Annotated in this window: 28 protein-coding genes; 13 read left to right on the top strand and 15 right to left on the bottom strand. The window is 37.8% G+C overall.

The window, feature by feature from the left end; genetic code table 11:
* Nucleotides 1-15: 15 nt before the first annotated feature.
* From F3D3_RS14345 to F3D3_RS14335, 3 genes are all read right to left on the bottom strand, one after another.
* Nucleotides 16-672 (bottom strand): pentapeptide repeat-containing protein, encoded by a 657-nt coding sequence (locus tag F3D3_RS14345; protein WP_069874985.1) that lies wholly within the window; start codon nucleotides 670-672, stop codon nucleotides 16-18.
* 134 nt (nucleotides 673-806) lie between these two features.
* Entirely contained in the window at nucleotides 807-1,067 is a 261-nt protein-coding gene (locus F3D3_RS14340; protein WP_069874983.1) for a DUF3795 domain-containing protein, read from the bottom strand.
* Between the two features lie 154 nt (nucleotides 1,068-1,221).
* Nucleotides 1,222-1,686 (bottom strand): YafY family protein, encoded by a 465-nt coding sequence (locus F3D3_RS14335; protein ID WP_069874981.1) that lies wholly within the window; start codon nucleotides 1,684-1,686, stop codon nucleotides 1,222-1,224.
* A gap of 162 nt (nucleotides 1,687-1,848) precedes the next feature.
* On the opposite strand from F3D3_RS14335, the gene F3D3_RS14330 reads away from it, so the two are divergent.
* Nucleotides 1,849-2,256, top strand: a complete 408-nt coding sequence (locus F3D3_RS14330) for a helix-turn-helix transcriptional regulator (protein ID WP_069874979.1) — start codon at nucleotides 1,849-1,851, stop codon at nucleotides 2,254-2,256.
* Between the two features lie 79 nt (nucleotides 2,257-2,335).
* Nucleotides 2,336-3,112, top strand: a complete 777-nt coding sequence (locus F3D3_RS14325; RefSeq protein ID WP_069874977.1) for an EFR1 family ferrodoxin — start codon at nucleotides 2,336-2,338, stop codon at nucleotides 3,110-3,112.
* A 25-nt stretch (nucleotides 3,113-3,137) separates the two neighbouring features.
* On the opposite strand, the gene F3D3_RS24185 is transcribed toward F3D3_RS14325, so the two are convergent.
* From F3D3_RS24185 to F3D3_RS14285, 9 genes are all read right to left on the bottom strand, one after another.
* Nucleotides 3,138-3,275, bottom strand: a complete 138-nt coding sequence (locus F3D3_RS24185) for a hypothetical protein (protein WP_175438384.1) — start codon at nucleotides 3,273-3,275, stop codon at nucleotides 3,138-3,140.
* A gap of 22 nt (nucleotides 3,276-3,297) precedes the next feature.
* Nucleotides 3,298-3,813, bottom strand: a complete 516-nt coding sequence (locus F3D3_RS14320; RefSeq protein ID WP_069874976.1) for a DUF1016 N-terminal domain-containing protein — start codon at nucleotides 3,811-3,813, stop codon at nucleotides 3,298-3,300.
* Between the two features lie 134 nt (nucleotides 3,814-3,947).
* Nucleotides 3,948-4,289, bottom strand: a complete 342-nt coding sequence (locus F3D3_RS14315; protein ID WP_069874974.1) for a zinc ribbon domain-containing protein YjdM — start codon at nucleotides 4,287-4,289, stop codon at nucleotides 3,948-3,950.
* Between the two features lie 116 nt (nucleotides 4,290-4,405).
* The gene (locus F3D3_RS14310) at nucleotides 4,406-4,882 is read right to left on the bottom strand and encodes a methylated-DNA--[protein]-cysteine S-methyltransferase (protein ID WP_069874972.1); all 477 of its coding nucleotides are present in this window, start codon (nucleotides 4,880-4,882) and stop codon (nucleotides 4,406-4,408) included.
* On the bottom strand, nucleotides 4,875-5,363 hold the full coding sequence (locus tag F3D3_RS14305) for a DNA-3-methyladenine glycosylase (protein ID WP_069874971.1): 489 nt from the start codon (nucleotides 5,361-5,363) through the stop codon (nucleotides 4,875-4,877). Before F3D3_RS14305 ends, F3D3_RS14310 begins: the two co-directional genes overlap by 8 nt.
* A gap of 101 nt (nucleotides 5,364-5,464) precedes the next feature.
* Nucleotides 5,465-6,556, bottom strand: coding sequence for an RNA-guided endonuclease TnpB family protein (locus F3D3_RS14300; RefSeq protein ID WP_069870248.1), 1,092 nt, complete (start codon nucleotides 6,554-6,556; stop codon nucleotides 5,465-5,467).
* On the bottom strand, nucleotides 6,553-6,954 hold the full coding sequence (gene tnpA, locus F3D3_RS14295) for an IS200/IS605 family transposase (RefSeq protein WP_069870250.1): 402 nt from the start codon (nucleotides 6,952-6,954) through the stop codon (nucleotides 6,553-6,555). Before tnpA ends, F3D3_RS14300 begins: the two co-directional genes overlap by 4 nt.
* A gap of 260 nt (nucleotides 6,955-7,214) precedes the next feature.
* Nucleotides 7,215-8,648 carry an argininosuccinate lyase gene (argH, locus tag F3D3_RS14290; RefSeq protein WP_069874969.1) on the bottom strand — a complete coding sequence of 478 codons (1,434 nt, stop codon included), beginning with the start codon at nucleotides 8,646-8,648 and terminating at the stop codon, nucleotides 7,215-7,217.
* Nucleotides 8,649-8,729: 81 nt separating this feature from the next.
* A complete protein-coding gene (locus tag F3D3_RS14285; protein WP_069874967.1) occupies nucleotides 8,730-9,995 on the bottom strand; it encodes an argininosuccinate synthase in 1,266 nt (421 codons plus the stop codon).
* A gap of 270 nt (nucleotides 9,996-10,265) precedes the next feature.
* Between F3D3_RS14285 and argJ the strand changes: the two genes are divergently transcribed.
* The 10 genes from argJ (at nucleotide 10,266) to F3D3_RS14235 (ending at nucleotide 22,251) form a co-directional block, all read left to right on the top strand.
* Complete coding sequence (gene argJ, locus F3D3_RS14280; RefSeq protein WP_069874966.1) at nucleotides 10,266-11,489, top strand: bifunctional ornithine acetyltransferase/N-acetylglutamate synthase; 1,224 nt, start codon at nucleotides 10,266-10,268, stop codon at nucleotides 11,487-11,489.
* On the top strand, nucleotides 11,489-12,331 hold the full coding sequence (argB, locus tag F3D3_RS14275) for an acetylglutamate kinase (RefSeq protein WP_069874964.1): 843 nt from the start codon (nucleotides 11,489-11,491) through the stop codon (nucleotides 12,329-12,331). Before argJ ends, argB begins: the two co-directional genes overlap by 1 nt.
* Nucleotides 12,332-12,363: 32 nt before the next feature.
* On the top strand, nucleotides 12,364-13,563 hold the full coding sequence (locus tag F3D3_RS14270) for an aspartate aminotransferase family protein (protein ID WP_242877141.1): 1,200 nt from the start codon (nucleotides 12,364-12,366) through the stop codon (nucleotides 13,561-13,563).
* Nucleotides 13,564-13,701: 138 nt separating this feature from the next.
* Nucleotides 13,702-15,168 carry a sodium:solute symporter gene (locus F3D3_RS14265; protein WP_069874963.1) on the top strand — a complete coding sequence of 489 codons (1,467 nt, stop codon included), beginning with the start codon at nucleotides 13,702-13,704 and terminating at the stop codon, nucleotides 15,166-15,168.
* Complete coding sequence (locus F3D3_RS14260) at nucleotides 15,158-16,900, top strand: PAS domain-containing sensor histidine kinase (protein WP_069874961.1); 1,743 nt, start codon at nucleotides 15,158-15,160, stop codon at nucleotides 16,898-16,900. Before F3D3_RS14265 ends, F3D3_RS14260 begins: the two co-directional genes overlap by 11 nt.
* Nucleotides 16,893-18,275, top strand: coding sequence for a sigma-54 dependent transcriptional regulator (locus F3D3_RS14255; protein WP_069874959.1), 1,383 nt, complete (start codon nucleotides 16,893-16,895; stop codon nucleotides 18,273-18,275). Before F3D3_RS14260 ends, F3D3_RS14255 begins: the two co-directional genes overlap by 8 nt.
* Before the next feature lie 135 nt (nucleotides 18,276-18,410).
* Nucleotides 18,411-19,163: a LamB/YcsF family protein gene (locus F3D3_RS14250; protein WP_069874957.1), complete on the top strand. Its 753-nt coding sequence runs from the start codon at nucleotides 18,411-18,413 to the stop codon at nucleotides 19,161-19,163.
* 47 nt (nucleotides 19,164-19,210) lie between these two features.
* Nucleotides 19,211-20,452 carry an NRAMP family divalent metal transporter gene (locus F3D3_RS14245; protein WP_069874956.1) on the top strand — a complete coding sequence of 414 codons (1,242 nt, stop codon included), beginning with the start codon at nucleotides 19,211-19,213 and terminating at the stop codon, nucleotides 20,450-20,452.
* Between the two features lie 10 nt (nucleotides 20,453-20,462).
* The gene (gene pxpB / locus F3D3_RS14240) at nucleotides 20,463-21,218 is read left to right on the top strand and encodes a 5-oxoprolinase subunit PxpB (RefSeq protein WP_069874954.1); all 756 of its coding nucleotides are present in this window, start codon (nucleotides 20,463-20,465) and stop codon (nucleotides 21,216-21,218) included.
* Nucleotides 21,205-22,251, top strand: coding sequence for a biotin-dependent carboxyltransferase family protein (locus F3D3_RS14235; RefSeq protein WP_175438383.1), 1,047 nt, complete (start codon nucleotides 21,205-21,207; stop codon nucleotides 22,249-22,251). The genes pxpB and F3D3_RS14235 overlap by 14 nt, the downstream gene beginning before the upstream one ends.
* Before the next feature lie 80 nt (nucleotides 22,252-22,331).
* Here the strand turns inward: F3D3_RS14235 and F3D3_RS14230 are convergent, their stop codons facing one another.
* From F3D3_RS14230 to F3D3_RS14220, 3 genes are read right to left on the bottom strand one after another with little or no spacing between them, the layout of a single operon-like run.
* Nucleotides 22,332-22,700: a type II toxin-antitoxin system RnlB family antitoxin gene (locus F3D3_RS14230; RefSeq protein ID WP_069874950.1), complete on the bottom strand. Its 369-nt coding sequence runs from the start codon at nucleotides 22,698-22,700 to the stop codon at nucleotides 22,332-22,334.
* Between the two features lie 48 nt (nucleotides 22,701-22,748).
* Nucleotides 22,749-23,846 carry a type II toxin-antitoxin system RnlA family toxin gene (locus F3D3_RS14225; RefSeq protein WP_069874948.1) on the bottom strand — a complete coding sequence of 366 codons (1,098 nt, stop codon included), beginning with the start codon at nucleotides 23,844-23,846 and terminating at the stop codon, nucleotides 22,749-22,751.
* Nucleotides 23,843-24,739 carry a viroplasmin family protein gene (locus F3D3_RS14220; RefSeq protein WP_069874947.1) on the bottom strand — a complete coding sequence of 299 codons (897 nt, stop codon included), beginning with the start codon at nucleotides 24,737-24,739 and terminating at the stop codon, nucleotides 23,843-23,845. The genes F3D3_RS14225 and F3D3_RS14220 overlap by 4 nt, the downstream gene beginning before the upstream one ends.
* A gap of 158 nt (nucleotides 24,740-24,897) precedes the next feature.
* Between F3D3_RS14220 and F3D3_RS14215 the strand changes: the two genes are divergently transcribed.
* Nucleotides 24,898-25,275 (top strand): GntR family transcriptional regulator, encoded by a 378-nt coding sequence (locus tag F3D3_RS14215; RefSeq protein WP_069874945.1) that lies wholly within the window; start codon nucleotides 24,898-24,900, stop codon nucleotides 25,273-25,275.

The raw sequence follows: 25,275 nt of genomic DNA, 5'->3' as shown, positions 1-25,275 counted from the left end.
AAAATAGCAACTTATTTAATCTTTGATGACAACGCCCAAAATTCTAGCAATAGACACCGCTTGAACAGCCGTGATAACAATACCTTTTAAATCTTCTATTCGAGCACCTAAGCCTTCTATATCGCACGTTCTAAAATCAAGGCCGTTGAGTTTGGCCCCTGAACACTGGCTTTCTCTAAAACTGGTTTTTTCTAACCACACTTCATCAAATACGGCATTTTGATAATCGGATAAGTCCAGATTCGAATTTTCAAATGCCGATTTTTTAATTTGCGCAAATCTAAAGTTGGCATATTTACCATTACAATTTTCTAATTTGACATTCATTAAAGTCGTATTGCTAAAATTGGCACCTGTAATCTTGCAGCCCTTAAAAACCGTTTTATGAATAATACTATCCGTAAAATCCACATTTGAAAAATCACAATTCTCGAAGATCACATCTTGAAGATCCAGTCTATGAAACCGCGTTCCCTTGAATGAAATATCTTTAAAAATAGATTTTCGAATGTAGACACAATCCTTTTCTTGATTTTCTAACCGCCCCTCAAAACAATCTATGGATTCAATCAGTTCTTCTGATTCAAAACCAATTTCATCTACACTGACTGCATGGAGACTCTTAGGTATTTGAGGTACATTGATCTTAATTTCTTTTGCCTTTTTTGTCATGGTAACACTCCTATTTTATGTTCTAATCATGATGACCTTTTCTTCTCATTATATCAATTTTAAAAATAAAAACCAGACAGATGCCACATTGGCTTAAACTGTCTGGTTTTATTCAAAAGACTGATTAGAGTCTTTCAACTTTCACACTTCCATTTTTTACACTGCTCAATCTTGGGTAACGGATCAAACCCTTGTGCCACCCCCATGTTGCTAAGCATTTCACATGGGAACGTGTCACACTCGCCACAATGATTATGGCCTTTTTCTTCACAACACGATTTTACACCGCATTTTCCACCCCAAAATGGCGCAGACATTTTAGTGCACCCTTTACAGTTTACTTGTTCCTTGCGCTCACAAATATCACAGCGCACACCACATCTAGATTCAAACATATTTGAGTTCTCCAAAACATATTTGACATATTTTCATGATCGTTCTCCTTTAAAAATAATGAATCTATTTAGACTCTTAATTCATTTTAATTTATAAATGACGACAACTGTATGTCACTCTTTATGACTTGAAGTATCTAAAATAGCTCAAATGTTATTTTGAAGCGCTTTTTGCAATAGTCACTTTTAAGTGTTCAGCTCTCGCTTTCGTTAACTGTTTAAACACCACACTAAAATTTTCTTGATTGAATTGGGGCATCATTTGGATAATGAGTCTATCATTGTCTGTATCTTTAGGAAAAAGTGCCATGAGTTTATTACATGTAGTTTGAATTTCATCACTTGGCGTCGTTCTTTCTATATCTGCTAAAAAAGTGTAAAGAAGATTTGATTCAGATGCATTTAGATAGCTTTTGTCCATTTTAAAATGCTCCATTAGTTGATAGCCGCCACCTCTTCCAATCTCCGAATATATGGGTATCCCTGCAAGTGTCAAGTGATCGATATCTCTTTGAATCGTCCGTTTAGAAACGTCAAAATGTTCTGCTAAGGCATTTGCTGAGACTTTTTTACGGTTGATTAAATACATGAGTATATTTAATAATCTTTCTACTTTCATCTTCGCACCTCATCAAGTTTATGCACATTTCTTTATCATTATAACAAATTTTAAGCACACAATCCCCTTCTAAAAAGAACCTTTTAGGGTATCCATAGAATCAACCCGCTTATTCAAAACAAATCATTGACACGTGCATATAAATGCATATATAATACGATTATGAAAAGAGAAAACTGTGAAAAAAATGCGATAACGCCTGAACAAATGAATAAGCTTTTTCAACAAGATATTTTCAAGATTCTTGGTGAGAATATTCGGATGGAAATTATTAAGTTTTTGGCTTTAAACGGGCCTGCTGATATCAGCACCATTTCGGAGCATTTTCCACAAGATCGCTCTGTGATCTCAAAACATCTTAAAATGATGAAAGAAGAAGGCCTTTTAATTCTTACCGTAATTTCAAGACATCATTATTATCAATTAGATGGAATGGCTTTTCTCTATAAGATGGAAGCCGTGGTTTCAGATATAAAAGTTGTTCTGAAAAACACCTGTGATGACACTTATGATTATTTATACGAACACCATTTGACTTACAAAAATTATTTAGAGGATCCACAAGATTAAACATTGCATTACAAAATTGAGCGATTTATTCGCTTTATTTTCTAAATTATACGTGCATTTAAATGCACAAGGAGGTTATATGAGTACAGAACTCTACTATTTCTCAGGAACAGGAAACACCTATTATATTGCTAAAAAAATCGCGCATTCTTTTTCAGATTCAAAGTTGATCCCCATCGGTTCTCTAAATTTAGAAAGCCCTGTAAAGACAAACGCACAAAATATTGGTATTGTATTTCCCGTTTATTTTTACGATGCCCCTAAAATTGTGAAGCGTTTTCTTGAAAAAATCGAACTCTCAGATCAGCCCTATGTATTTCTCATTGCCAATTATGGTGCTGGTGGTGGCAATGCACTTGCCAATTGTACTTCTATTTTGAACGCACGTCATATCGGCGTTTCAAGTACCTTTTCATTTGTACTGCCTGATAATAGTATTATCTTCCCAACACCTAAGGCAAAAATGCCTCAAATGCTCACAGATGCAGATCACGAAATTGATAAAACCATTCAGTCCTTACTGAATCATGAAAAAGGTAAATTACCAACGCAAAAAATCGCCACACATCTTGTCAGTAGTTTCATGCAAAAATTGAGTACTTCTTACCTCGAATTTAATAAACTTAATATTGATAAAGCGAAGTGTACCAACTGTGGTCTATGCTCAAAAGTGTGTCCTGTGGATAACATTACTACATCTTCAACCTATCCACAAATGAATCACAAATGTGAGATGTGCTTTTCTTGCCTACATCATTGCCCCGAAGAAGCCATCCGATTTAAGCACATGAAGCCCAAAACCGATTACCAATATACGAATCCCAACATCACATTAAAAGAGCTGTTGCGAATCTAATTGTTTAGATCAGCAACAGCCATTATCATACTAATGCTGCCGTTACAGCTTCTATAAGATTTTTCTTTTGATCAGCTTCCATCAACAGGTTTGCAAGATCAGTATTGCTGTATATTCTATTGTCCATCATTGTAACCGAACTTTGTCTTGGATGCGGGAACATAGAAGAAAAAGACTCTTGGAATCTAGGTAACACCTTGGCGCGTTGGTTCATAGAGTAAAGCATGATCAATTAAGCCTTTTTCTATGTCTTTTTCATAAAGATTCGGAGTCTGCTCAAGTCCTAAAAATTGAAGTACATAGGGGGCTCTTAGGATGTCTTTAACATCAACACCCTTTTCAAGTGTTTGAATTTCGTTTCTTACACTATCCTTATCTTGACTTGATAAAAGCCGTTGAAAATAAAAAGAATTAATCTGACGTTCAAGTTGCCTTGTACTCCAATTGGATTTTGAACATGCGTCAAGATAAAATTGTCTTGCTTTTACATCTTCAACTTTTAATAGTATCCTATAATGTGTCCAGCTCAATTCATCATGCAGTGCGTGATAATTTGGAAACGCTATGTAAAACTGACGCATATCGCTCAAATTTGTCATGGTAAAGCCTTTTCCAAATTCATCAGTCAATTTTTCAGAAAGGTATTTCAATAAACCTTTACCATATTCAGCACGATCATTGTTTCCTTGTGCTTCGCAAATTTGTTTGCCAATATTTCACTAGGTTTCAACCATCACAAAATTCACAGCCACATCACTGCCATTTCTCACACTCTTATTTTTTAACCCTTTCCAGTCTCAAAATACACTCCACGTGCATCAAAAAGAAGGACAGATTATATTTTTTTAACGAATTCCGATTTTAATTTCATAGCACCAAATCCATCGATTTTACAATCAATATCGTGATCCCCTTCAACAAGTCTAATATTTTTAACCTTTGTGCCTATTTTAAGCACAGATGAACTCCCTTTAACTTTTAAATCTTTAATAACCGTAACAGAGTCCCCATCTGATAGAACATTGCCATTGGCATCTTTGATTATTTTCTCATCTGTTTCAGCACCCTCTACGGGTTCAATTGCCCATTCATACGCGCATTCTGGGCAAACATAAACCGATCCCATTTCATAGGTATATTCACAGTTGCATTTAGGGCAATTTGGTAATTTAAACATAAACAATCTCCATTCTCAATTTTATAGCCATCAAGTAATCATCAACGGCTTATCAAAGCGTATACTCAGTCCGCTTCGCTAACTTCGTAACCCTTGAGGAGATATTATCACAGCCTCTATAGATTGGCAAATTTTTGTTCATGTTCAATGAGCCATTGCTTAACATCAAGGCCTCCTGCATATCCCGTTAGAGTGCCATTCTTTCCAATCACACGGTGACAAGGGATGACAATCATAATTGGATTTTTACTATTGGCATGTCCCACAGCCCTAGACGCATTTTCATTGCCAGTCCAACAAGCCAATGTCTTGTAGGATATCGTCACGCCATAAGGAATCTCCAGTAAATATTGCCACACTTTTTTTTGGTATGCAGTGCCTTGCGGTGAAAGCGGTAGGTCAAAGTCTACGCGTTTGCCTTCAAAATATTCATCCAATTGTCTTTTAGTCTTTTCTGTGATTTCATTGGGATTGATAGGTCTTTCACCCTCTGTTGTTCTGAGGATATCAATCCTAAGTAAATATGGTGATTCGCTTATAATTTCTATGATTCCAAAAGGGGTTTCCATTTCATCTCTATAAAAATCAGTCATATAAATACCTCCATAGATAAAAAGTCATGTACGCCTCGTTGCCTTCCCAAGCTTTTGACATCATTTCAATCGCTTCAATCGTTGGCTTTTGAGCTAAATTTAAGATGCCTTTAAGTGCATTATGAATGCCTACATCTGCAATGGGAAATGCTTCGTTAATATTAAGACATTTAAGCATGATATAATCCGCTGTCCAGTTTCCAATACCTCTCACTTTCAAAAATTTACGCTTCAATTCGGCATAGTAATCCATTTCTCTCAATTCTTTTTCACCGAGTTCCCCCTGACAAAACAATTTTGCAATCCCTATGACATATTCAGCTTTACGGCCTGTGAATTGAAGCTTTTTTAAATCATCTACACTCAGATTTACAATCACCTCTGGTGTTGGAAATAGATAATAGCGTTCCTCTTGAAAAAGAATTGATTTGCCATATGTTTCAACGAATCTCTTTTTAAGTGTATAAGCAAACTGTGACATACTCCCACCACTTGAAGAAGTGGGGGCTTCTTGTTCGAGTAGCCTAACGGCTACAGCATAAGCAAGCTATCCCCGTGTGYCCCACGGTTCKATGAGTTCGTTTACCCTAATAATAAGCGTATACCTTCMGTTTTGATATTTATACTTGCATTGTAATCCCTATCCATTGTCATGCCACAATCTTCGCAATGATATGTCCGCTCTGAAAGCAATAATGTTTTCTTCACTATCCCGCAAACACTACACTTTTTAGAACTTGGAAACCATTTGTCAATTTTGACGAGGTGTTTYCCTTGTTCCATCAACTTGTAATTAAGCATAGACACGAACATCCCAAACCCATTATCCATAACACTTTTACCAAAATTCAACGCTTGTGACATCACCTTCATGTCCAAATCTTCAATACACACCGCATCAACAGCATCGGCGATCTGCTTTGACTGCTTGTGTAAAAAGTCTTTTCGTTGGTTCGTCACTTTCTCATGAATTTTCGCTACTTTTATTCTTTGYTTGTTACGATTTTTACTGCCCTTTTGGCACAGAGATAGCTTTTTTTGTTCGCGTTTGAGTTGTTCTAGCAACTGTCTGTAATAYCTAGGATACTCTGCTGATATGCCATCGGAAGATAGAAAAAGTGCTTTCATGGAAAAATCTAACCCTAAGAATGTTTTAGGCTGAACTGTTTCTATAGTCACTTCATATTCATATAAGATACTTGCAAAATACTTCCCAGTTGCAGTTTGACTTACCGTTACAGCTTTAAGTTTGTATTCTTTAGGAATAGCTCGGTGCTGTTTGATTTTCACAGCTTTAAGCTTTGGTAAAACAATACAACCATTTTCTAACTTGATATTTCCATTTACAAAATTAGTTGTATAACTTTTGTTATTATTTCGTTTTGACTTGAATTTAGGAAATCCTGTTTTAGGCTTTCTAAAAAAGTTGTTATAGGCTGTTTGCAAATTCATTTGSGCATTAGCAAGTGCTAGACTGTCGACTTCTCTTAGCCATTCAAATTCTGCTTTATATTGTGCGGGGGTATTTTTCAGTTTTTGATTTGTCCTCTTGTAATATTCTATTTTATCGCCTAGCATTTTATTGTAGATAAAACGCACACAACCAAAAGTCTTACCTATGAGCACTTCTTGTTCTGAATTTGGATATATTCTAAATTTGAACGCTTTATTCAATGCTTTTCACCTTGACTTTCTATATATTTCTTGATGACTTCAAGGGGTGCGCCACCAGTTGTAAGTAAACAATAACTTCTTGACCAAAAATATTCTTTCCATAATTTTTTACGAATTGACTGAAATTCATTTTTGAGTAGYCTTGARCTCGCACTTTTATAAGCATTAATAAACTTYGATAATTCACTATTTGGGTGTGCCTTGAACAGTATRTGAATATGGTCACTGTCGTGATTCCACTCTARCAATGTTATATTGTAATTTTTTGCGATATATTCGAATATTTCTTTAGCTCTTTCAGATACTGCATCGTCAAGGACCATTCGTCTATATTTGATTACTAGCACAAGATGATAATACATCAAAAACACTGAATGATTATTATTATCCATTTTCATTTATTTCCAACCTCCTTTGTATACTACTACTGATTACATTATAGCATTTTCTGCAGCATATTTCAAAGGCAAAAACCACCGATTCATCTCCCACCTACGCTCTCACTCCCTGAGCAAGGAAGGCTAAGAGGAAGGAGACTTCTCGGCTTTTAGGTTAAAAGGATTATAATTGAGGAAACTTTTGTTTTTTTTTGAGTTGCGTAGTCCAATTATAGCGCTTTCTGACAGCGTCTTGATTCTAAAAAATTAAAAATTTAAGGTTACTTCAGTGCATTGAGCAATCCAATAGGGGATACGTAAGTTTTGCGCATCTCTTCTTTTACACTGAGCCATAACTGAACTTGATCTAGATGCGATGCACAAGCAGAAGGTGCTGGACCGCCCACATGTGCTTTAGAGGCGATGATATGCTCGAGTTTAATGACTTCATACAGATCTTGCTCAAACACCTCAGAGTAACTCTGATACGCTTCTAAGGGGATGTCTTTAAGTGCCAAATTCGCCTTAGAGGCATAGCCCACAATTTGTCCGATGATGTGGTGACTATCTCTAAAACTAATGCCTTTTTTTACGAGATAATCTGCGAGATCAGTGGCCTCGGTGTAACCTTTTAAAGTGGCCTCATACATAATCTCTTTGTTAAACTGTGCTGTAATAAGGGTCTCGCCAAGAATCTCAATCACATCAATCATTTGTTCAGCGGTGCTCATGAAGAGTTCCTTATCCTCTTGCATGTCTTTGTTATACGCAAGCGGGAGCCCTTTCATGACGGTTAAAAGCTGAATGAGATTACCATAGGTTCTTCCAGTTTTGCCTCGGATCAATTCATGAATGTCTGGATTTTTTTTCTGTGGCATGATGCTGCTACCTGTCGTGTAAGCGTCATCGAGATCGATGAAATTGTAAAGTTGAGAATTCCAAAGGATGATTTCTTCGCAGAGTCTGCTTAAGTGCATCATAAAAGTACTTGAAGCACTTAAACTGTCCAGAAGATAATCTCTGTCGGAAACGGCGTCTAAACTGTTTAAAGTCATGCGCTTGAATCCCAGTTTTTCCATGGTATATTGTCTGTCAATTGGATAACTGGTCGATGCCAAAGCACCAGCGCCTAAAGGCATTTCATCCATTCGCTCAAGTGCATCCTCAAAACGAGAATAATCTCTCTTAAGCATTTCCACATAGGCGAGCAGATGATGTGCAAGTGTTATCGGCTGGGCTTGTTGTAAATGCGTGAAGCCAGGCATAATCGTTTCTAAATTAGAATTTGCAATTTGACTCATCTTTTCAATGAGAGATGTTAGGGCATCTAACATTGAAATAAGCCAATCTTTAGTGTAAAGCTTCATATCGAGTGCGACTTGATCATTTCGACTTCTACCCGTATGCAGTTTTTTACCTGCATCTCCAATCTTATCGATCAGATGCGCTTCAATATTCATATGAATGTCTTCTTGAGCTATTTTAAACTCGAAGCGATCTGTTTCAATCAGATGGTAGATCTCCATTAAGCCTTTTTGTACCTGAATCGCTTCATCGGTGGATACAATACTTTGTTTTGCAAGCATTTCCACATGGTAGTAGCTTCCTAGTATGTCATAAGGGTAGAGTTTATAATCAAAACCAATTGAAGCATTAAATTTTTCGGTGAGTAAAGCGGTAGATTTAGAAAATCTACCGTTCCATAATTTTTCCATAAATATTTATCCTCTTTGCATTTAGCCATGCATTTCAATTTATATTTAAGTGCATTTCAATTTTAATAATGAATACGTGATTTATCGGATCTCTTGATTCCCTCTATCGGCATCTGGAAATGGTGTCGCTTTTTCGACTTTGCCTTCAGCTCTCTTCATTAAAGCCCTTACAGTCATAGGGAGACCGTATAGATTAATGAAACCTTCTGCGTCATGATGATTGTACAAATCACCAGTGGTGAAACTTGAAATTGAAGCGTTGTAAAGTGCGTATGCAGATGTTGTGCCTGCAAGTGTGCAGTTGCCTTTGTATAGCTTCATCTTCACGCTACCAGTAACTGTTTCTTGAGTGCTGTCTACAAATTGAGAGAGCGCTTCTCTGAGGGGACTGAACCATTGACCGTTGTAAAGCAAGTCTGCAAATTTGATAGCAACCGTAGATTTGAAGCTGTAGGTATCTCTATCGAGACACAAATGTTCAAGCGCTTCGTGAGCTTTGTATAACAATGTGCCACCGGGTGTTTCGTAAATACCTCTTGATTTCATACCTACGATTCTATTTTCGACTAAATCCACTGTGCCAATAGCGTGATTGCCACCGATTTTATTAAGGGTTTCCATTATTTCTAATGCATTCATACGGATGCCATTGACCTTTACAGGAATACCAGCTTCGAAATCGATGGTGAGATATTCAGGTGTATTCGGTGCATCTTCAGGCACATTGGACATCTTAAGAATCTTCTTATAATTCGTCTCAAGAGTAGGATCTTCAATTTCAAGACCTTCATGTGACAGGTGCCAAATGTTTTTATCTCTTGAGTAACTTTGCTCTGCAGTGAAAGGCAAGTTAATGCCCCTTGCGTGGCAATAGTCTATTGCGTCTTCTCTAGATTTGATATCCCAAAGTCTCCAGGGTGCTACTATTTTTAAGTCTGGATTCAAAGCTTTAATTGCAAGCTCAAACCTTACCTGATCATTTCCTTTACCTGTAGCGCCGTGACAGATTGCCTCAGCACCTTCTAGTTCAGCTATATCTACAAGAACTTTTGAAATTAATGGCCTTGCCATACACGTCCCGAGCAAATATTGATTTTCGTAGATTGCGTTTGCTTTAAGTGTAGGCCAAATGTAGGATTCAATAAATTCTTCAACAACATCTTTGACGTAGACCTTTGATGCTCCCGATTGAATTGCCTTTGCTTCTAAATTATCGAGTTCATCAATGCCTTGGCCGACATTTACGCAAACGGCGATAATTTCATAATCATAATTTTCTTTTAGCCATGGGATGATGGTTGTGGTATCTAAACCACCTGAGTAGGCTAAAACAACTTTTTTCGCCATAAGCGCCTCCTTTAAAATTTAATAGTTGATACGCATGATTATACAATTAATTAAATATAGATGCAACATTTTTTTAAAAAAATATTGCAAAAATATTCGTGGATATGTATAATGATCAGAAATAATCAAAATAGTTATTGAAAATACAGCGTGAAACTGCATGAGGGGTTGAGAATAATGAGGCAAAGGTATTTTGAAACAAATGGAATAAAAATGCATTATTTATGCATAAACTATGTATAAATTGAATAATTATTAAGGAGGAAGTATATGTTCAAAATCGTAAGTGGTCACATTAACTCACCTAAGGGCTTTTTAGCAGGGGGGTTGCATGCTGGTATAAAAAAGAAGAAAAAAGACTTGGCGATAATTTACACGGAAACACCAGCGGTATTAGCAGGTGTTTTTACAACCAATCAAGTAAAAGCAGCCCCTGTTTTATGGAATCAAGATATCCTAAAGCAAGGCGAAGGGGTACATGCTGTTGTTATAAATAGTGGCAATGCAAATGCGTGTACGGGCGTAAAGGGCATAGCAGATAATGCTCAAATGGCAAAATGGGTCGCTGAAAAGTTTGAGTGTAAAGCTGAAGAAGTTCTCGTAGCTTCAACGGGCATTATTGGATTACCGCTCCCTATGGAAGTGGTAGAATCTGGTATCAAATCTTTAGCGGATAAGATCACTTCAAAGAGTTTGTGTGGTAAAAATGCGGCTGAAGCCATCATGACAACCGATACCTTCTCTAAAGAAGTTTGTGTAGAAGTTGAGCTTAAAGGTCAGAAAGTGACGATTTCGGGTATGTCGAAGGGCTCTGGAATGATTCATCCGAACATGGCAACCATGTTGTCTTTTGTCACGACGGATGTGAATGTCGCAGTGGCAGATTTACAAGCGCTGTTGGCTGAGATTAATGAAGATACGTATAATATGATTTCAGTAGATGGGGATACCAGTACAAATGATATGGTCATTGTGCTCGCAAATGGAGCTGCTATGTCGGAAAAGATAACAAAGTCAGATCCAGAGTTCATTAAATTTAAAAAAGCGTTTTTATATGTGCATCAAACATTGGCAAAACTCATCGTTAAGGATGGAGAGGGTGCTAGCAAACTCATTGAAGTCACTGTAACGGGGGCGGAGTCATCAAAGGATGCTAAGAAAGTGGTTAAATCCGTGCTGACTTCAAGCTTGGTGAAGACTGCATTTTTCGGGGAAGATGCCAATTGGGGCAGAATCCTATGTGCTGCAGGTTACGCAGGGGTGTCCTTTGATCCAATGAAAGTGGGGTTGTCTTTCTCAAGTGAGAAGGGGTGTATCGAATTGTTAAATTCTGGAGAGCCAGTGGCTTTTAGCGAAGCATTGGCATCGGATGTACTTTCTGAGAAAGAGATTTATGTGCACTTAACACTTGGATCTGGAAATTCTAAAGCCGTGGGTTGGGGTTGTGATCTCAGCTATGAATATGTCAAAATTAATGGAGATTATAGAACCTGATGGAAAAGATTATAGATAAAGCAAGAATTCTCATAGAGGCACTGCCTTACATCCATGAATTCAAAGGCAAGATATTTGTCATCAAATACGGTGGCAGTGCAATGAAAGATCCTGTGCTCAGACAAAATGTCATCATGGACATTTGCTTATTAGCGTCAGTAGGGATCTTACCCGTAATCGTTCACGGTGGTGGTAATGACATCACTAAGCTTTTAGATGAAGTCGGTCAAGAAACGGCTTTCCAAGATGGCATTAGACTTACGAATGATCAGAATGTGGATTATGTGGAGATGATGTTATCTGGGAAAATTAACAAGCAGATTGTGGCGGATATCAATGTTAGCCATGGGCATGCGGTAGGAATATCTGGTAGAGATGGCGGGCTTGTAAAGGCTGAGCTTTACGATGCAGGCAACACTGCTATGGATCGTGTTGGCAAGATTTGTTGTATCGAGACGGCTTTGATCGAAACGCTTTTAGGGGCAGGCTATATCCCTGTCATATCCCCTATAGGCGCAGATTCGAAGGGACAGGCACTTAACATCAATGCGGATGAAGTCGCTGGTGAAATTGCAAATGCTTTATGTGCAGAAAAACTCATCTACTTAACGGATGTAGATGGGGTTTGCGAAAACGGCAAATTAATAAGTCAGATAAATGCTCAAGAAGCTTCGGAGCTCATAGAAAATGGGGTGATCTCTGGGGGCATGATTCCTAAAGTCTCTTATTGTATAAAATCAAATGTGGAGAATGTCCATATTTTAAACGGAACTTTGGAGCATTCCATCCTTCTTGAGATTTTCACCCAAGAGGGGATTGGAACAAAAGTTGTTAAGGCTTAAATTTAGCGTTAGTGAAGGTAAAGGTGGTAAAAATGGTAAAGATGAAGGATCAAATAGAACAGGGTTTAGAATCAATAGCGAATACCTATGGCCGATTTCCGATTTGCTTTGAGTCGGGTGAAGGGTTGTATTTAAAAGATACAGAGGGCAAAGTGTATTTAGATTTTGTAGCAGGGATTGCAGTGAATGCCCTTGGACATGGGGATAAGCAATATGCAGAGGTTCTTAAAAATCAAGCGGCGTCACTCGTTCATGTGTCCAATCTATATTGGAACGCACAAAATATCAAATTGGCACAGACTTTGACTTCTATTTCGGGACTGGATAAAGCTTTTTTTTGTAACAGCGGCGCAGAAGCCAATGAAGCCGCATTAAAGTTTGCACGTCTCTATGGCGCAGATGAAAAATTCGAAATCATCACTATGAGCAATTCATTTCACGGCAGAACTATGGGTGCGCTTGCTTTAACAGGTCAGACGAAATATCAAGCTTCGTTTGCGCCACTACTTCCTGGTGTAAAGTATGTGCCTTTTAATGATTCGGAGGCTTTAAAAAATGCGATTGGCGACCAGACGGTTGCGGTTATGGTGGAAGTGATTCAGGGCGAAGGTGGGATTGTTGAAATTACACCTGAGTTTGCAGAAACCATTTCTAAGTTGTGTTTGGAAAAGGACTTGCTTTTGATTGTTGATGAGGTACAGACGGGGATTGGAAGAACCGGTCAGTATTTTGGCTATCAAAATTACGGTCTAAAACCCGATGTCGTTTCATGTGCAAAGGGACTTGGAGGTGGCTTCCCAATCGGCGCGACACTGGTCAGTGGAAAAGTGGCTCAAAAACTCACGCCAAGCTGTCACGCTTCAACTTTTGGTGGAACGGCACTTGCATCTGCTGCAGCCAATTATGTGCTCGATGAAATTGAATCGCGAAAGTTGCTGGATAACGTCAATCAAATGGGACGGTATTTACAAGAGCAGCTTTTAATTTTACAGAACCAGTTTGATGTGATCAAAGCGATTAAAGGCAAGGGGCTCATACAGGGGATTGAGATTGTGGAGGCGCTCCCAACGGGTAAGATTGTGAATGGTGCTATGGCAAAAGGCCTTTTATTAGTGGGTGCTGGACATCAGGTCATTCGTTTTGTGCCACCATTGATTGTGGCGCAAAAGCACATTGATGAAATGATCGGTATTTTGAAAAGTGTTCTTGAGGATTTGAGTTCAAATAAATGAGAGGTGATCTCTAAATTTGTTTAAGTGTGCAGTCATTTAATCTGATCGAGGCAGTGAGATTAAATGATTGTATTTTTTTTTTGCCAATTGATATATTCTTTTAAGTATAATAGAATTAGAATTGTCATAGGGGGGAAAATGCCAAGATCATATGTGTTTTTAGGTTTCTTTTTCTTTTATTCAATTGCATTGTTATACTTTGGAAAAACAGGCTACAATGAGTCCGATACCATTGATGATTTTTTCATTGGGGGTAGAAAAATGGGGCTGTTTGCGCTTGTTTCTACTTTTGTTGCAACTTGGTTCAGTGCAGCTTCAATGCAAGGACTTCCTGGGTCAATTTATGTTTATGGGTTTACTTTTGTGCTCTATTCAATTGTGCCTTGGTTTATCGGTGCTGGGTTTCTTTATTTGTTAACACCCAAATTGAGAGCAAGCGGTGCAGTCAGCATTCCAGATTATTTTAATAAGCGGTATCAAAGTAAAACCTTGCAAGTTTCCACTGGAATTTTAATCATCTTTAATTTTATCTTATATATTGTCATTCAAATTAGAGGGTTTGGTATCGTCATATCAGAGTTTTTAGAAATTCCATATACACTTGCGATTGTCATTGTCTATATTTTTATTCTCTACACTTCATTTGGGGGCCTCTTTTCTTTGGCAAAGAGCGATGGCTTCAACTTTATCGTCATTTGCATCGGCATTTTTTTAGGCACATGGATCATTTTATTTCGAATTGACAGCATAGAGACCTTTATAAATCAAGCTAATGCGGTGGAAGGCTATGCTATTGAAGGTTATTTTTATTACACACCGAAAGCGTCACTGCTCAAGCCTTTGGCAGGGGGTGGAATGACTTTAATCAGTCTGATTTCCGCTTTTTTTGCATGGGGACTTGGACTGGCTACAAACCCTCAATATACGGTGAGAATTATAGCGGCAAAGGATACCGAGACTGCACTTGAGATGATCAAGCGATCTGTGGCGATCCTCTTTGTTACTTATATAGGTATTATCATTATAGGGCTTGGCATGCGTGTCATTATGCCGTCTATAAAATCGGTGGATTCCATCGATTCTGTTTTGACCGTTGTGATTAACAGTTTGTTTTCAACGCCAATCAGTGGCATTGTGATGCTTGCCATTATGGCAGCAGCTATTTCCACAGCGAATTCTCAATTGTTAGTTGCTGCAAGTAGTTTTATCTATGACGTGTTTGGGATTGTCTCTAAAAAGCAGAGAAGTGACGATGTCTTATTGACGATTAGTCGTGTTGTGGTATTAATCGTTGGTAGCTTATCTCTGCTCCTTGCAATATCACCACCTGAAAGTCTTTTAATCTATGGCAGCTACATCTGGGGTGTCTTTTCTGTGACTTTGTTGATTCCGCTTTATGGGGGTGTGTTTTGGCGTGATGCCACGACTAATGGGGCGATTTGGAGTATGATTTCTGGGATGTTGACGATGATCATCTCCTATGTGGGGACATATCATTCGGAAGCCATTTTTAAAATTCACCCTTCTATGCCGGGGGTTATTGTGTCTGGCATTGTTTTTTATTTAGTCAGTTCACAGGAGCGTGTAAAAGCAAATGAAAATTAGCATAGAAAATAAAATCTCAATTCCCTTTTTAACGCTTTTTATCGTTTCCTTGACGATTGTTTTGATGACTTCTTTTCAGTTTGATTATAATTATGTGATGAATAGTCAATTTAGGCAAATGGATCAGAAATTAAAAGAAGTAGAAGTCAGTATCCAGTTGAGTCTCCAAGATACGGGGCAGCCAGAACAAGTTAAAAAGAAAATCATTGATGATCTTCGACTAATCTATCCCCATGAGCTTCTTGTTTATGAAGAAAGGGTCCTCATTATGGGGGATGCGCCCATTTTAAAAAAGGAGGATGTTGAAAGGATCAACAGACCGTTGAGTGACTATGAGCATTTAACGACGAAAGCATATCTTTTGACGTCTAAGCGTTTGAAATCCACAGGATGGACTCTGGTTGTTCTGGTGGATAAGAGAGAACTTATGTCCTATTTTTATGAATCCTATAAATATAATATTTTGATTGGGATTATTTTTTTGACTTTGGCCCTGCAATTCACCATCTTGGTTTCTGCCAACATTACGAAACCATTAAAAGTGCTTTCGAAGTTCTGTGATCAAATTTCAGGAGGCGATTACAATAAACGGATTGAATTAAATCGCAAAGACGAGATTGGCAAGCTGGGAGAAGCGCTCAATCAAATGCTGGAACAGTTAGAGGCGTCCATGACGGAATTGATTTATGTAAAAAACTACAATCAAGACATTTTAAATAATATTGAAAACGGCATTATCACATATGATGCACATGAGGCACAGATTTCTCAAAATCCTTTTGCAACAATGATTTTAGAGCAGTTAAAGCCCTATACCTTTGAAGGGGATTCCTTTGAAAAATGTCTTAAGACCATTATTCAAAGAACAAAAGAACAAAACCTGAGTCAATATCAGCTCTATCGATTTACACATGCAGAGGGGGATGTGAAGTTCATAGATGTCAACACTTCTGTTATAAGAAGTAATGAAGAGTCAATTGGGGGTTATATTTGTAGTTTTAAGGATATCTCTGAGCAAAAAAAGGTTGAAAGCAGAATACAGAGATTGGAAAGACTTGCTTCCACTGGCAGACTCGCCGCAGGGGTTGCACATGAAATTAGAAATCCGCTGGCGGGGATGAGAGCAAGTATTCAAGTGCTCAATAAAAGACTTAAAAGTGAACTCACTGGTAAAAATGAAATGATGTTTTTAAGGTTGATTCAGGAAATCGACCGAATTAACAAATTGATCTTTGATCTGCTCGAATACGCGAAACGGTACAAAGCGGAGCCGAAACTTCTAAATTTACATTCAAAATTGACAGAGCTGTTAGATTTAGTTGAAAGTGAATTACAATCCAAGCAGATTCATTTGTCTTTGGAAAATTTGAAGAAAGACACCCTGATCTTTGTGGACTCCGTTCAGTTTAGCCAAATTGTTCTCAATATTTTAAAAAACGCAATTGAAGCATTGCCAAGTGAGACTGGAAGAATTGTGGTTGAGGTTGTTGATGATGAACTCAATGTCATACTCAAAATTGCGGATAACGGATTAGGGATACCGAGAGATGCGCTTGATAAAATTTTTGATCCGTTTTTCACGACCAAAAGTGAAGGGACGGGCTTGGGGTTGTCCATCGTTCATGAACTGATCGTTGAAAATGAAGGCGAGATTGATGTTAGAAGCAATGAAGGTGAGGGCACTGAGGTCATGTTAACATTTAAAAAAGGGGGCGGATTTATAAATGGATAGAAGAATCATGATTGTAGATGATGAAGCGTCAATAAGGATTTCACTTGAGGAAGGCTTGAGTGATTTGGGGTATTCTATATGTGCGGTAAAATCTTTAAAGGAAGCAGAGGATGCCATTCAGAGATATCATCCGCATTTGATTCTTTTGGATATTCGCCTGAAAGACGGAAACGGCATCGACTATATTGATACGATCAAAGCCATGGACGAAGAAATCAAGATCATTGTCATGACGGCATATGGTGATATTCAAAAAGCGGTTTTGGCCATGAAAAAAGGGGCGTTTGAATTTGTGACAAAGCCATTTGATCTGGATGAAATGGAAATTCATATTGAACGTGTTTTTGAAACGATCAACACCAATCGGAAACTCAAAATCTTTGAGGAACAGCATGAAAAAGACAAGATGAGAGATTCTATTTTAACCCAAGATGATCAGATGAAAGCCCTTTTGAGCAGTGCAAAAAAAATCGCTTTGGAGGACAGTGTTACCGTGCTCGTCACCGGTGAAACAGGCACTGGAAAAGAACTGATTGGCGATTATATTCATAGGCATAGCGCGAGAAGTCGCATGCCTATGGTCAAAATAAATTGTGCTTCGATTCCCAAAGACCTCTTTGAAAGCGAACTCTTTGGGCATGAAAAAAATGCTTTTACAGGTGCAGGACAGCTAAAAAAAGGCCTGATAGAGATCGCCGATGGTGGCACAGTGTTTTTAGATGAAATAGGGGAGATCCCTTTAAATCAACAAGCGAAGCTCTTGCGTTTTCTAGAGGAGAGAAAGATCAAGCGGGTGGGCGGCGTGCAAAATATCGATGTCAATGTGCGCGTCATAGCGGCGACGAACCGCAATCTTTTGGAAATGGTCCATCAGGGGACCTTTAGAGCTGATCTTTACTATCGCATAAATGTGATTCCGATTGAAGTGATGCCCTTGCGTGAAAGACCCAGTGATATTGCTTATCTCGCAGAGCATTTTAAGCATTTTTATAATCATAAGTTCAATAAAAGAATATCAGGTTTCACAGAACAAACCTTAAAGAAAATGAATCTATACAAATGGCCGGGGAATATAAGAGAGCTTAAAAATTTAGTAGAGCGTGCATGCATTATTCATGATGAAGGGGAACTCACCTTTGCTGATTTTCCAAATTATGATGAAACCAAAGTGTTTTCAAATCAAAGATATTCTTTTGATTTTTTAAGGGATATTGAGCTGGGGAGGCCCATAGATTTGCGAGAGCATTTGATTTATTTAGAAAATGAATGTATCGACCACGCGCTGGATATCTGTAATGGAAATCAGTCTAAAGCTGCGGAACTTCTGAATATAAGTCGATTTTCGTTAAAAAGGCGCCTTGAGAAGCAATCCTAATATAGAAAGAGCGCATTCACTCACAACTGAGCGAATGCGCTCTTTTTTAATGCAATGAAAGTGATGCGACGGTTGTAAAAGCCACACTCAGTTCTGGCATAGGGTTTGCGTATATCTAGGACAGGAGGTGACGTAATGAAAATTGATATTAACAGTGACTTAGGAGAAAGTTTTGGGCATTACACTTTAGGCATGGATACAGCATTATTAACGCTTATCAGTTCTGCCAATGTTGCTTGCGGCTGGCATGCAGGGGATGCGAATGTCATGGCACAAACTGTAAGAGCAGCGTTAGAAAACAATGTGGCCATCGGATGTCATCCTGGCTTTCCTGACCTTTTAGGATTTGGAAGAAGAACGCTCCAAGTCTCACCACAGGAACTCAAGAATTATGTCAAATATCAAATGGGGGCACTTAAAGCGTTTGTGGACTCAGAAGGGGGGAGGCTTCAGCACGTCAAGCCACATGGTGCGATGTATAACATGGCGGCCAAGGATGAAAAACTGGCTCAAGCAATCGCTGAAGCAATCTATGAAATTAATCCTGAAATAAAGCTGATGGGACTTTCAGGAAGTCAGATGATCGTCAGTGCACAGGCACTGGGGTTACAAACGATAAGCGAGGTTTTTGCAGATCGTGCATATTTATCAGATGGCGCATTAGTGCCAAGAAATCAAGAAGGTGCTGTGATTCATGACAGTGAAAAAGCGATTGAACAGGTCATGCAAATGGTCAAGACACAAACGGTGACTGCACTTACAGGAGAGCAAATTGCCATCAAAGTGGATTCGATTTGTGTACATGGGGATAATCGCAAGGCCATAGAATTCGTCACTGGAATTCGAAAACGGTTAATACTTGAAGGTGTTCAGATTAAGGCTTTTTAGAGCGCTTTATACGATTGAAGATAAATTATTTATAGGGGGAACAGACTATGATCGAAGAAAATGCATTTGAAGAGCAAGTGATTAAATCAAATAAAAAGAATAGCAAAGGCAATATGAGCGCACTTGTGGGTGCTGCCTTTATTATGGCAACCTCTGCGATTGGACCAGGATTTTTAACGCAAACAGCGACATTTACACAACAGTTTGCAGCAAGTTTTGCCTTTGTCATATTGCTTTCTATCATTTTAGATATTGGGGCACAGGTTAATGTTTGGAGTATCATTGGTGTTTCGGGTATGAGGGGACAAGATATCGCCAATAAAGTATTGCCAGGTCTGGGGCATTTCGTCGCAATTTTAGTGGCATTAGGAGGACTGGCGTTTAACATCGGCAATGTAGGCGGGACGGCTCTGGGACTCAATGTTTTAACGGGATTAGATATCAAGCTCTGTGCGGTTATAGGTGGTGTAGCGGGGTTGACGATATTCATAAGCAAAGATGCAGGGCCAATGATTGATAAGATCACGAAGATTTTAGGCCTTATGATGATCTTAATCGTGGGCTATATGGCTGTTATAACGCATCCACCTATTGGAGAGGCAATTTTTAGATCTTTCGCACCAGAAAATCCAAAAGGACTTGTCTTCCCAACGATCACTTTACTTGGCGGTACAGTAGGTGGCTATATCACCTTTGCAGGCGGTCATAGATTGATAGATGCTGGAATCACTGGAAAAGAGCATTTAAAAGAGATTAGAAAAGGTGCCATCATGGGCATTGTGATTGCATCGGTTATGAGAGTACTGTTATTTTTAGCAATCTTAGGCGTTGTCGTCAAGGGCATCCAACTAGATCCATCAAATCCTGCGGCATCAGCATTTCAACATGGCGCTGGTATGATTGGATACAAATTCTTTGGACTCGTATTGGTGGCAGCGGGACTGACGTCGGTAATTGGCGCTGCATACACGTCGGTATCTTTCTTGAAAACATTGCATCCGTCTATTAAGAAATTTGAAAAATACTGGATCATTGGTTTTATTGCAACTTCCACTGTGATCATGGCTGTACTTGGAAAGCCAGCGAAATTATTGATTTTAGCGGGATCGTTAAATGGATTGATTTTGCCGATTACAATAGGTGTGATCCTCTTTGCCTCAACGAGAAAAGACATCATAGGCGATTACAAGCATCCGAAGTGGCTCTTGGTATTTGGATTTGTGATCGTGCTCATTGCCGCTTATGCAGGGATTATGTCGCTTGCAAATTTACAAATGCTTGTACATTAAGGATGCGCTTATGAAAACGGTATATAAAATAAAGCCTTGTGGAGATTGTGCTTTGAGCGTCATCTTCGAGAACGTCATTTCTGAAAAAATCAATAATTATGTTTCAAGTTTAAAAAAATCTGTTGAGAGCATTGAAATTAAGGGGTTTCAAGGGTGTGTTCCGACGTACTGCGCCCTGTTGATTCGATACAATCCCGCAGAGCGTTCATATGGTGAATGGTGTGAATGCATAGATCACCTTTTAAAGGAGACCAGTGAGGTGCGTGACGATAAAGCGACGGTTTATGTAATTCCTGTTTATTACGGCGGGCAATTTGGTCCAGATTTAGGCTATGTGGCATCAGAAAATCAGTTAGAGGAATCCAAAGTGATAGAGATTCACACTTCAAATGTCTATCGCATCTATATGCTTGGCTTTACACCTGGATTTCCTTATTTAGGAGGCATGGATGAGCGCATTGCAACGCCGCGGTTAGCACAACCGAGAACCAAGATAGAGGCAGGTTCTGTGGGCATTGCAGGCAAGCAAACGGGGATATACCCCATCGATAGTCCTGGAGGTTGGCAAATCATCGGGAAGACACCAGTGAGACTATTTGATCTTGAATCTGAGCCGCCTGTACTTCTGGAAGCTGGCAATTACATTCAATTTAAAGAAATTGATTTAAACACATTTGAAAGCATTGAAGCCTTGGTGAAAGCACATCAATTTAAATGTGAAACTTATGAAATATCGCGCGGAGGTGTTAAAAGTGAGCTCAATTAAAGTCATTGCTCCAGGGCTATTTAGCACGATACAGGATTTAGGGCGATTAAATTATCAGCAGTACGGTATGCCTGTCTCTGGCAGCATGGACAAATTTGCACATCATGTAGCCAATTTGCTTGTGGGCAATGCTGAACATGAAGCTTTGATAGAGATGACAATCCTTGGAGGGACTTTTATTTTTGAAGAGGATGCGGTAATCGCCATTACTGGGGCGAACATGTCTCCCCTGATCAATCGAGCGGTGGAGGCGGAGATGTGGCGCAGTGTCCACATTAAAAAAGGAGATCAATTAAGTTTTGGCTCTGCAAAGATGGGGTGTAGAACCTATTTGGCAATAGCGGGTGGATTTGATGTGGCAGATACTTTGGAAAGCAAATCCACTTATACGCGAGGCGGTTTAGGTGGATATAAAGGGCGTGCTTTCAAAAAGGATGACGAAATTGGACTCAAAAAGCATCGATTGAATTTAGGGCATCTTGAAGGTCGATTTATCAGGGCGGAGCACATCCCTAATTATGCTTCTGATATCGTACTCAATGTGGTTTTGGGCCCTCAGGAAGATGCGTTCACGGCTAAGGGCATTGCGGATTTCTTTTGTGAGACTTTTAAAATCTCAAATGAGTTTGACCGCATGGGGTATCGTCTTGAAGGTAAAAAGATAGAGCATGTGGATTCTGCGGATATTATTTCGGATGGGATCGTCAGTGGTGCGGTGCAAATTCCCGCTCATGGCAACCCGATTATTATGCTTTCAGACTGTCAGACCACCGGTGGATATACAAAGATTGCACATGTGATTACGTCTGATTTGCCTAAACTCGCTCAAGCAAAAGCAGGTGATAGCATCAAGTTTAAAGCATTGGATGTGAATGAAGCTCATGAACAATATCGGAAGGCTATGGCAAAATATGAAGTCATAAGAGCAGAGTTAGAGACGCTTAGATTAGCGCCAGAACGCAACTTAAGGCTTAAGTTGATGGATAAAATTTTTAATGTCAAAGTCAATGAGATCAGAACGAAAGAGAAATAAATAAATAAATAAAAGACAGAGACTTAACTGTTAGAAATCAGTTGATTCTCTGTCTTTTGAATTTTAAGTATATTAAAGTCCTATATTGCTCGGCCATTCATTAAAATTTGTTTTTGAATCGAAGTTAAAATTGAAGCTTCCAAAATCAGTTTTTCATATTTAAGCAAATTCATAGTCTCAATTCTTAAAGGACTGCTTTTGGGAATTATAGCATTTCTAAAAGTAGACTCTATAAAATGGCCATTTTCAACTTCAGCTTCAACAAATCGTTCGGGCCCATTACCAACAATTAATAGCAAATCAAAAATAATTAAACCAGTTAAGGTGTTAAGGCTTTCTAAATCTTTTAAGATACAATTTAAATTATTAAAAGGAGTATCGAAAGAATTAGAAATAATCATATTCTTATATTTAGAATCATTTAAGGTTAAAATTTCAAACTTTTTCACTCTTCTCATCCTTTCTAAACAATGTAACATTATATCATGTTATATACCCTAGAGCAATGTGTAATATTCGTTAACAAGTTGTAATACTTCAATAATATGTGTTTTTGCAATATCAATGTCGTTGAATATGACTGTGTTGTCAAAGGTTCCTATTGGGCTATCCCAATGAAATATATTATTTCTAACAGCTCTATATTTACTATAAACCTTATTGATATATGCAATCTTGTTAGTAGAGTGATCAAATGATGGATAATATTTTGTTTTTAGGATATGGAAATCAGTTTTTTCATCATAATCAAATTCTTTAACAATAAATTTATCGGCATTTATGCCATGAGTCTTAAACAAATACCTTAAATGACCTTCCAAACCTCTGTAAGCAGGAAAAGTCATAAAAGTGTAGTCAAACATATCGCCATCTATATTGAGGTTATATATCGCTTGCAAAAAAGAATTTTTTAATTTGGGTGTAATAGAGGCGTTTAAGTTAGGCAAATAATGTGCTAATTGATGATTTATAGTCTCCTTTTTTATATCAATTTTAAAATAGTCATTAAAAGAATTGGTAATAACATTGGAGTCAAGTAATTCTGAAATGCCAGTTGTAATCATTGTAAATAGAAGTCTTGGCTTTCCTTGAACCATAACTTTGTTTGTAGCATTATAGTAGTGGATAACCACTTTTTCTCCAAATTTACCTTTTAATTTCCAAATTCGACCTTGTAACCCAGTGGAAATTTCCTTGTTAAGCAAATAGTTGTCATCAATATTAGCTTCTAAAATATCAATAATGCATTCGATTGTATCTTTTTCAATGGGGTGTACTACAAACCAAGAGTTTTTAAAGGGATCAAGTTCTTCTAAAGAACAAATTTCGCTACTTATTAAATAATATGCAAGAATAAGTTTTAAATGCTGGTTTTGTCCACCGGTTACATCAATTGTAGTTGTTTGGTCGTTGTTGAAAAAAAAATCTAAGTAAAATTCAATGTCCTTATATTTAATATGGGCTCTATGTCTTTTTGAGTCTTTTGGAATTAATGATGGTGCTTCATAAGTAATTGTATTTTCCTTAAGAAATTGTTCGATTTTGGATAATATCAAATCTTGATTTATGTGTAATTTTTTAAATCGCTCGTTCATAAGTGCCCCCTAGTAATATTATTGATTTTATATTTGTATGAACTGCCATCATTTGAACAAATTGTCCATATTAAACTATCTTCATTACAATGAAGCTGGATATCATATGTGCAAATATCTTTAACTTTATTACCCAAATCAACCCAAACTTTTTTTATAAAATTAATTGCGATTTTTTCATTGATAGATAAATCATTAAAAATAAAATTAAATGAGTTGTTAGCGGTTGTTGTCTCATTTGTTATTTTTAGAAATAATATTTTGTATTTTTCACTTAGTGTTATCATCTCTTCAATTGGATCATTATGTTTTGAGTTTTCAAATATAAGTAAAGCTTGTTTTGCGAGATTATCAGCTTGTTCGTTAAAAATATTTCCTGAATGTGCTTTTACTTTTTCAAAACCAATGTCAAGTTTCTGCCTAAAATTATGAATAAAGTGCTGGTATTCTTTTGTTCCGATTTTCGTTGCAGCCCACTCCCCATTTGCCCATTTTTCAATGCCTTCATAATCGTAGAAAATTTTTATTGATTTATGCCCATTTTTGTACGCCCACTCAATTGCTTTTTGAGCACCAAGAATTTCACCAGCTACATTTCTCATCTCAATCAAAGCTGTGGCATTTTGTGCTTCCGAAAGTTCAATTGTTTCTCCGTTAATGAAGATTAGGCATCCGTATGAATACATTTTTAGATTTTCAGAATAACTACCATCTACATAAGATTCTACTTCCCAATTTGTATCTTTGTTGAATTGGTGTTTAGACATATCTATATAATTTTCTGCTTCTTCGTAATTGCTGAAACTTTTGTATATAGCACCACTAAATCCATCAATTTGTCTTTTGCATTCAGCCCATGTATTAAAAATTCCTGTTTTTCTGCCATTTTTCACAGCATAATTTATTTGGAATACAGAATAATAGATATTAACATGAAATAAATTTATTGTAATTTTAACTTTACTAAGCCAATAACTATTGACAAGTCAAAAAAGCGACGTTAAAATGTACTTATAAGACAAGTACACTAAAGTTCATTTGGAGGGCTTTTATGGAGATCATAATTAGCAGTAATACCAGTAAGCCTATTTATGAGCAAATCACGTCTCAGTTTAAAGCAAAAATCATGCGTGGTGAACTAAAAACGGGTGATCCGATACCTTCGATGCGTTCACTAGCCAAATCATTGCATGTTAGTGTGATAACGGTTCAAAAGGCTTATGAGGATTTACAAAGAGATGGTTTTATAGAGACGACTGTCGGACGTGGCAGCTTTGTAGCCGCTCAAAATAAGGACTTTATTCAGGAAGAACAAAAGCGCAAAGTGGAAATGCACTTACAGGAAGCTGTGGAGATTGGAAGAACAAATGGCATTCCACTTGAAAAATTAGTTGAATTGGTGAAGCTGTTTTACCACGAGGAGGATTAA

Origin of the sequence: Fusibacter sp. 3D3 (assembly GCF_001748365.1) — a bacterium.
In the GTDB taxonomy this organism is placed as follows: domain Bacteria; phylum Bacillota; class Clostridia; order Peptostreptococcales; family Acidaminobacteraceae; genus Fusibacter_A.
Note: the sequence above shows the minus strand (reverse complement) of the source record. Positions and strands in the feature narration are given on the sequence as shown.

Excerpts from the sequence above, each read along its gene's own strand:
- F3D3_RS14345 (WP_069874985.1), bottom strand. The coding sequence starts at position 672 with ATGACAAAAAAGGCAAAAGAAATTAAGATCAATGTACCTCAAATACCT.
- F3D3_RS14340 (WP_069874983.1), bottom strand. The coding sequence starts at position 1,067 with ATGTTTGAATCTAGATGTGGTGTGCGCTGTGATATTTGTGAGCGCAAG.
- F3D3_RS14335 (WP_069874981.1), bottom strand. The coding sequence starts at position 1,686 with ATGAAAGTAGAAAGATTATTAAATATACTCATGTATTTAATCAACCGT.
- F3D3_RS14330 (WP_069874979.1), top strand. The coding sequence starts at position 1,849 with ATGAAAAGAGAAAACTGTGAAAAAAATGCGATAACGCCTGAACAAATG.
- F3D3_RS14325 (WP_069874977.1), top strand. The coding sequence starts at position 2,336 with ATGAGTACAGAACTCTACTATTTCTCAGGAACAGGAAACACCTATTAT.
- F3D3_RS24185 (WP_175438384.1), bottom strand. The coding sequence starts at position 3,275 with ATGTTCCCGCATCCAAGACAAAGTTCGGTTACAATGATGGACAATAGA.
- F3D3_RS14315 (WP_069874974.1), bottom strand. The coding sequence starts at position 4,289 with ATGTTTAAATTACCAAATTGCCCTAAATGCAACTGTGAATATACCTAT.
- F3D3_RS14310 (WP_069874972.1), bottom strand. The coding sequence starts at position 4,882 with ATGACTGATTTTTATAGAGATGAAATGGAAACCCCTTTTGGAATCATA.
- F3D3_RS14305 (WP_069874971.1), bottom strand. The coding sequence starts at position 5,363 with ATGTCACAGTTTGCTTATACACTTAAAAAGAGATTCGTTGAAACATAT.
- argH (WP_069874969.1), bottom strand. The coding sequence starts at position 8,648 with ATGGAAAAATTATGGAACGGTAGATTTTCTAAATCTACCGCTTTACTC.
- F3D3_RS14285 (WP_069874967.1), bottom strand. The coding sequence starts at position 9,995 with ATGGCGAAAAAAGTTGTTTTAGCCTACTCAGGTGGTTTAGATACCACA.
- argJ (WP_069874966.1), top strand. The coding sequence starts at position 10,266 with ATGTTCAAAATCGTAAGTGGTCACATTAACTCACCTAAGGGCTTTTTA.
- argB (WP_069874964.1), top strand. The coding sequence starts at position 11,489 with ATGGAAAAGATTATAGATAAAGCAAGAATTCTCATAGAGGCACTGCCT.
- F3D3_RS14270 (WP_242877141.1), top strand. The coding sequence starts at position 12,364 with ATGGTAAAGATGAAGGATCAAATAGAACAGGGTTTAGAATCAATAGCG.
- F3D3_RS14265 (WP_069874963.1), top strand. The coding sequence starts at position 13,702 with ATGCCAAGATCATATGTGTTTTTAGGTTTCTTTTTCTTTTATTCAATT.
- F3D3_RS14260 (WP_069874961.1), top strand. The coding sequence starts at position 15,158 with ATGAAAATTAGCATAGAAAATAAAATCTCAATTCCCTTTTTAACGCTT.
- F3D3_RS14255 (WP_069874959.1), top strand. The coding sequence starts at position 16,893 with ATGGATAGAAGAATCATGATTGTAGATGATGAAGCGTCAATAAGGATT.
- F3D3_RS14250 (WP_069874957.1), top strand. The coding sequence starts at position 18,411 with ATGAAAATTGATATTAACAGTGACTTAGGAGAAAGTTTTGGGCATTAC.
- F3D3_RS14245 (WP_069874956.1), top strand. The coding sequence starts at position 19,211 with ATGATCGAAGAAAATGCATTTGAAGAGCAAGTGATTAAATCAAATAAA.
- pxpB (WP_069874954.1), top strand. The coding sequence starts at position 20,463 with ATGAAAACGGTATATAAAATAAAGCCTTGTGGAGATTGTGCTTTGAGC.
- F3D3_RS14225 (WP_069874948.1), bottom strand. The coding sequence starts at position 23,846 with ATGAACGAGCGATTTAAAAAATTACACATAAATCAAGATTTGATATTA.
- F3D3_RS14215 (WP_069874945.1), top strand. The coding sequence starts at position 24,898 with ATGGAGATCATAATTAGCAGTAATACCAGTAAGCCTATTTATGAGCAA.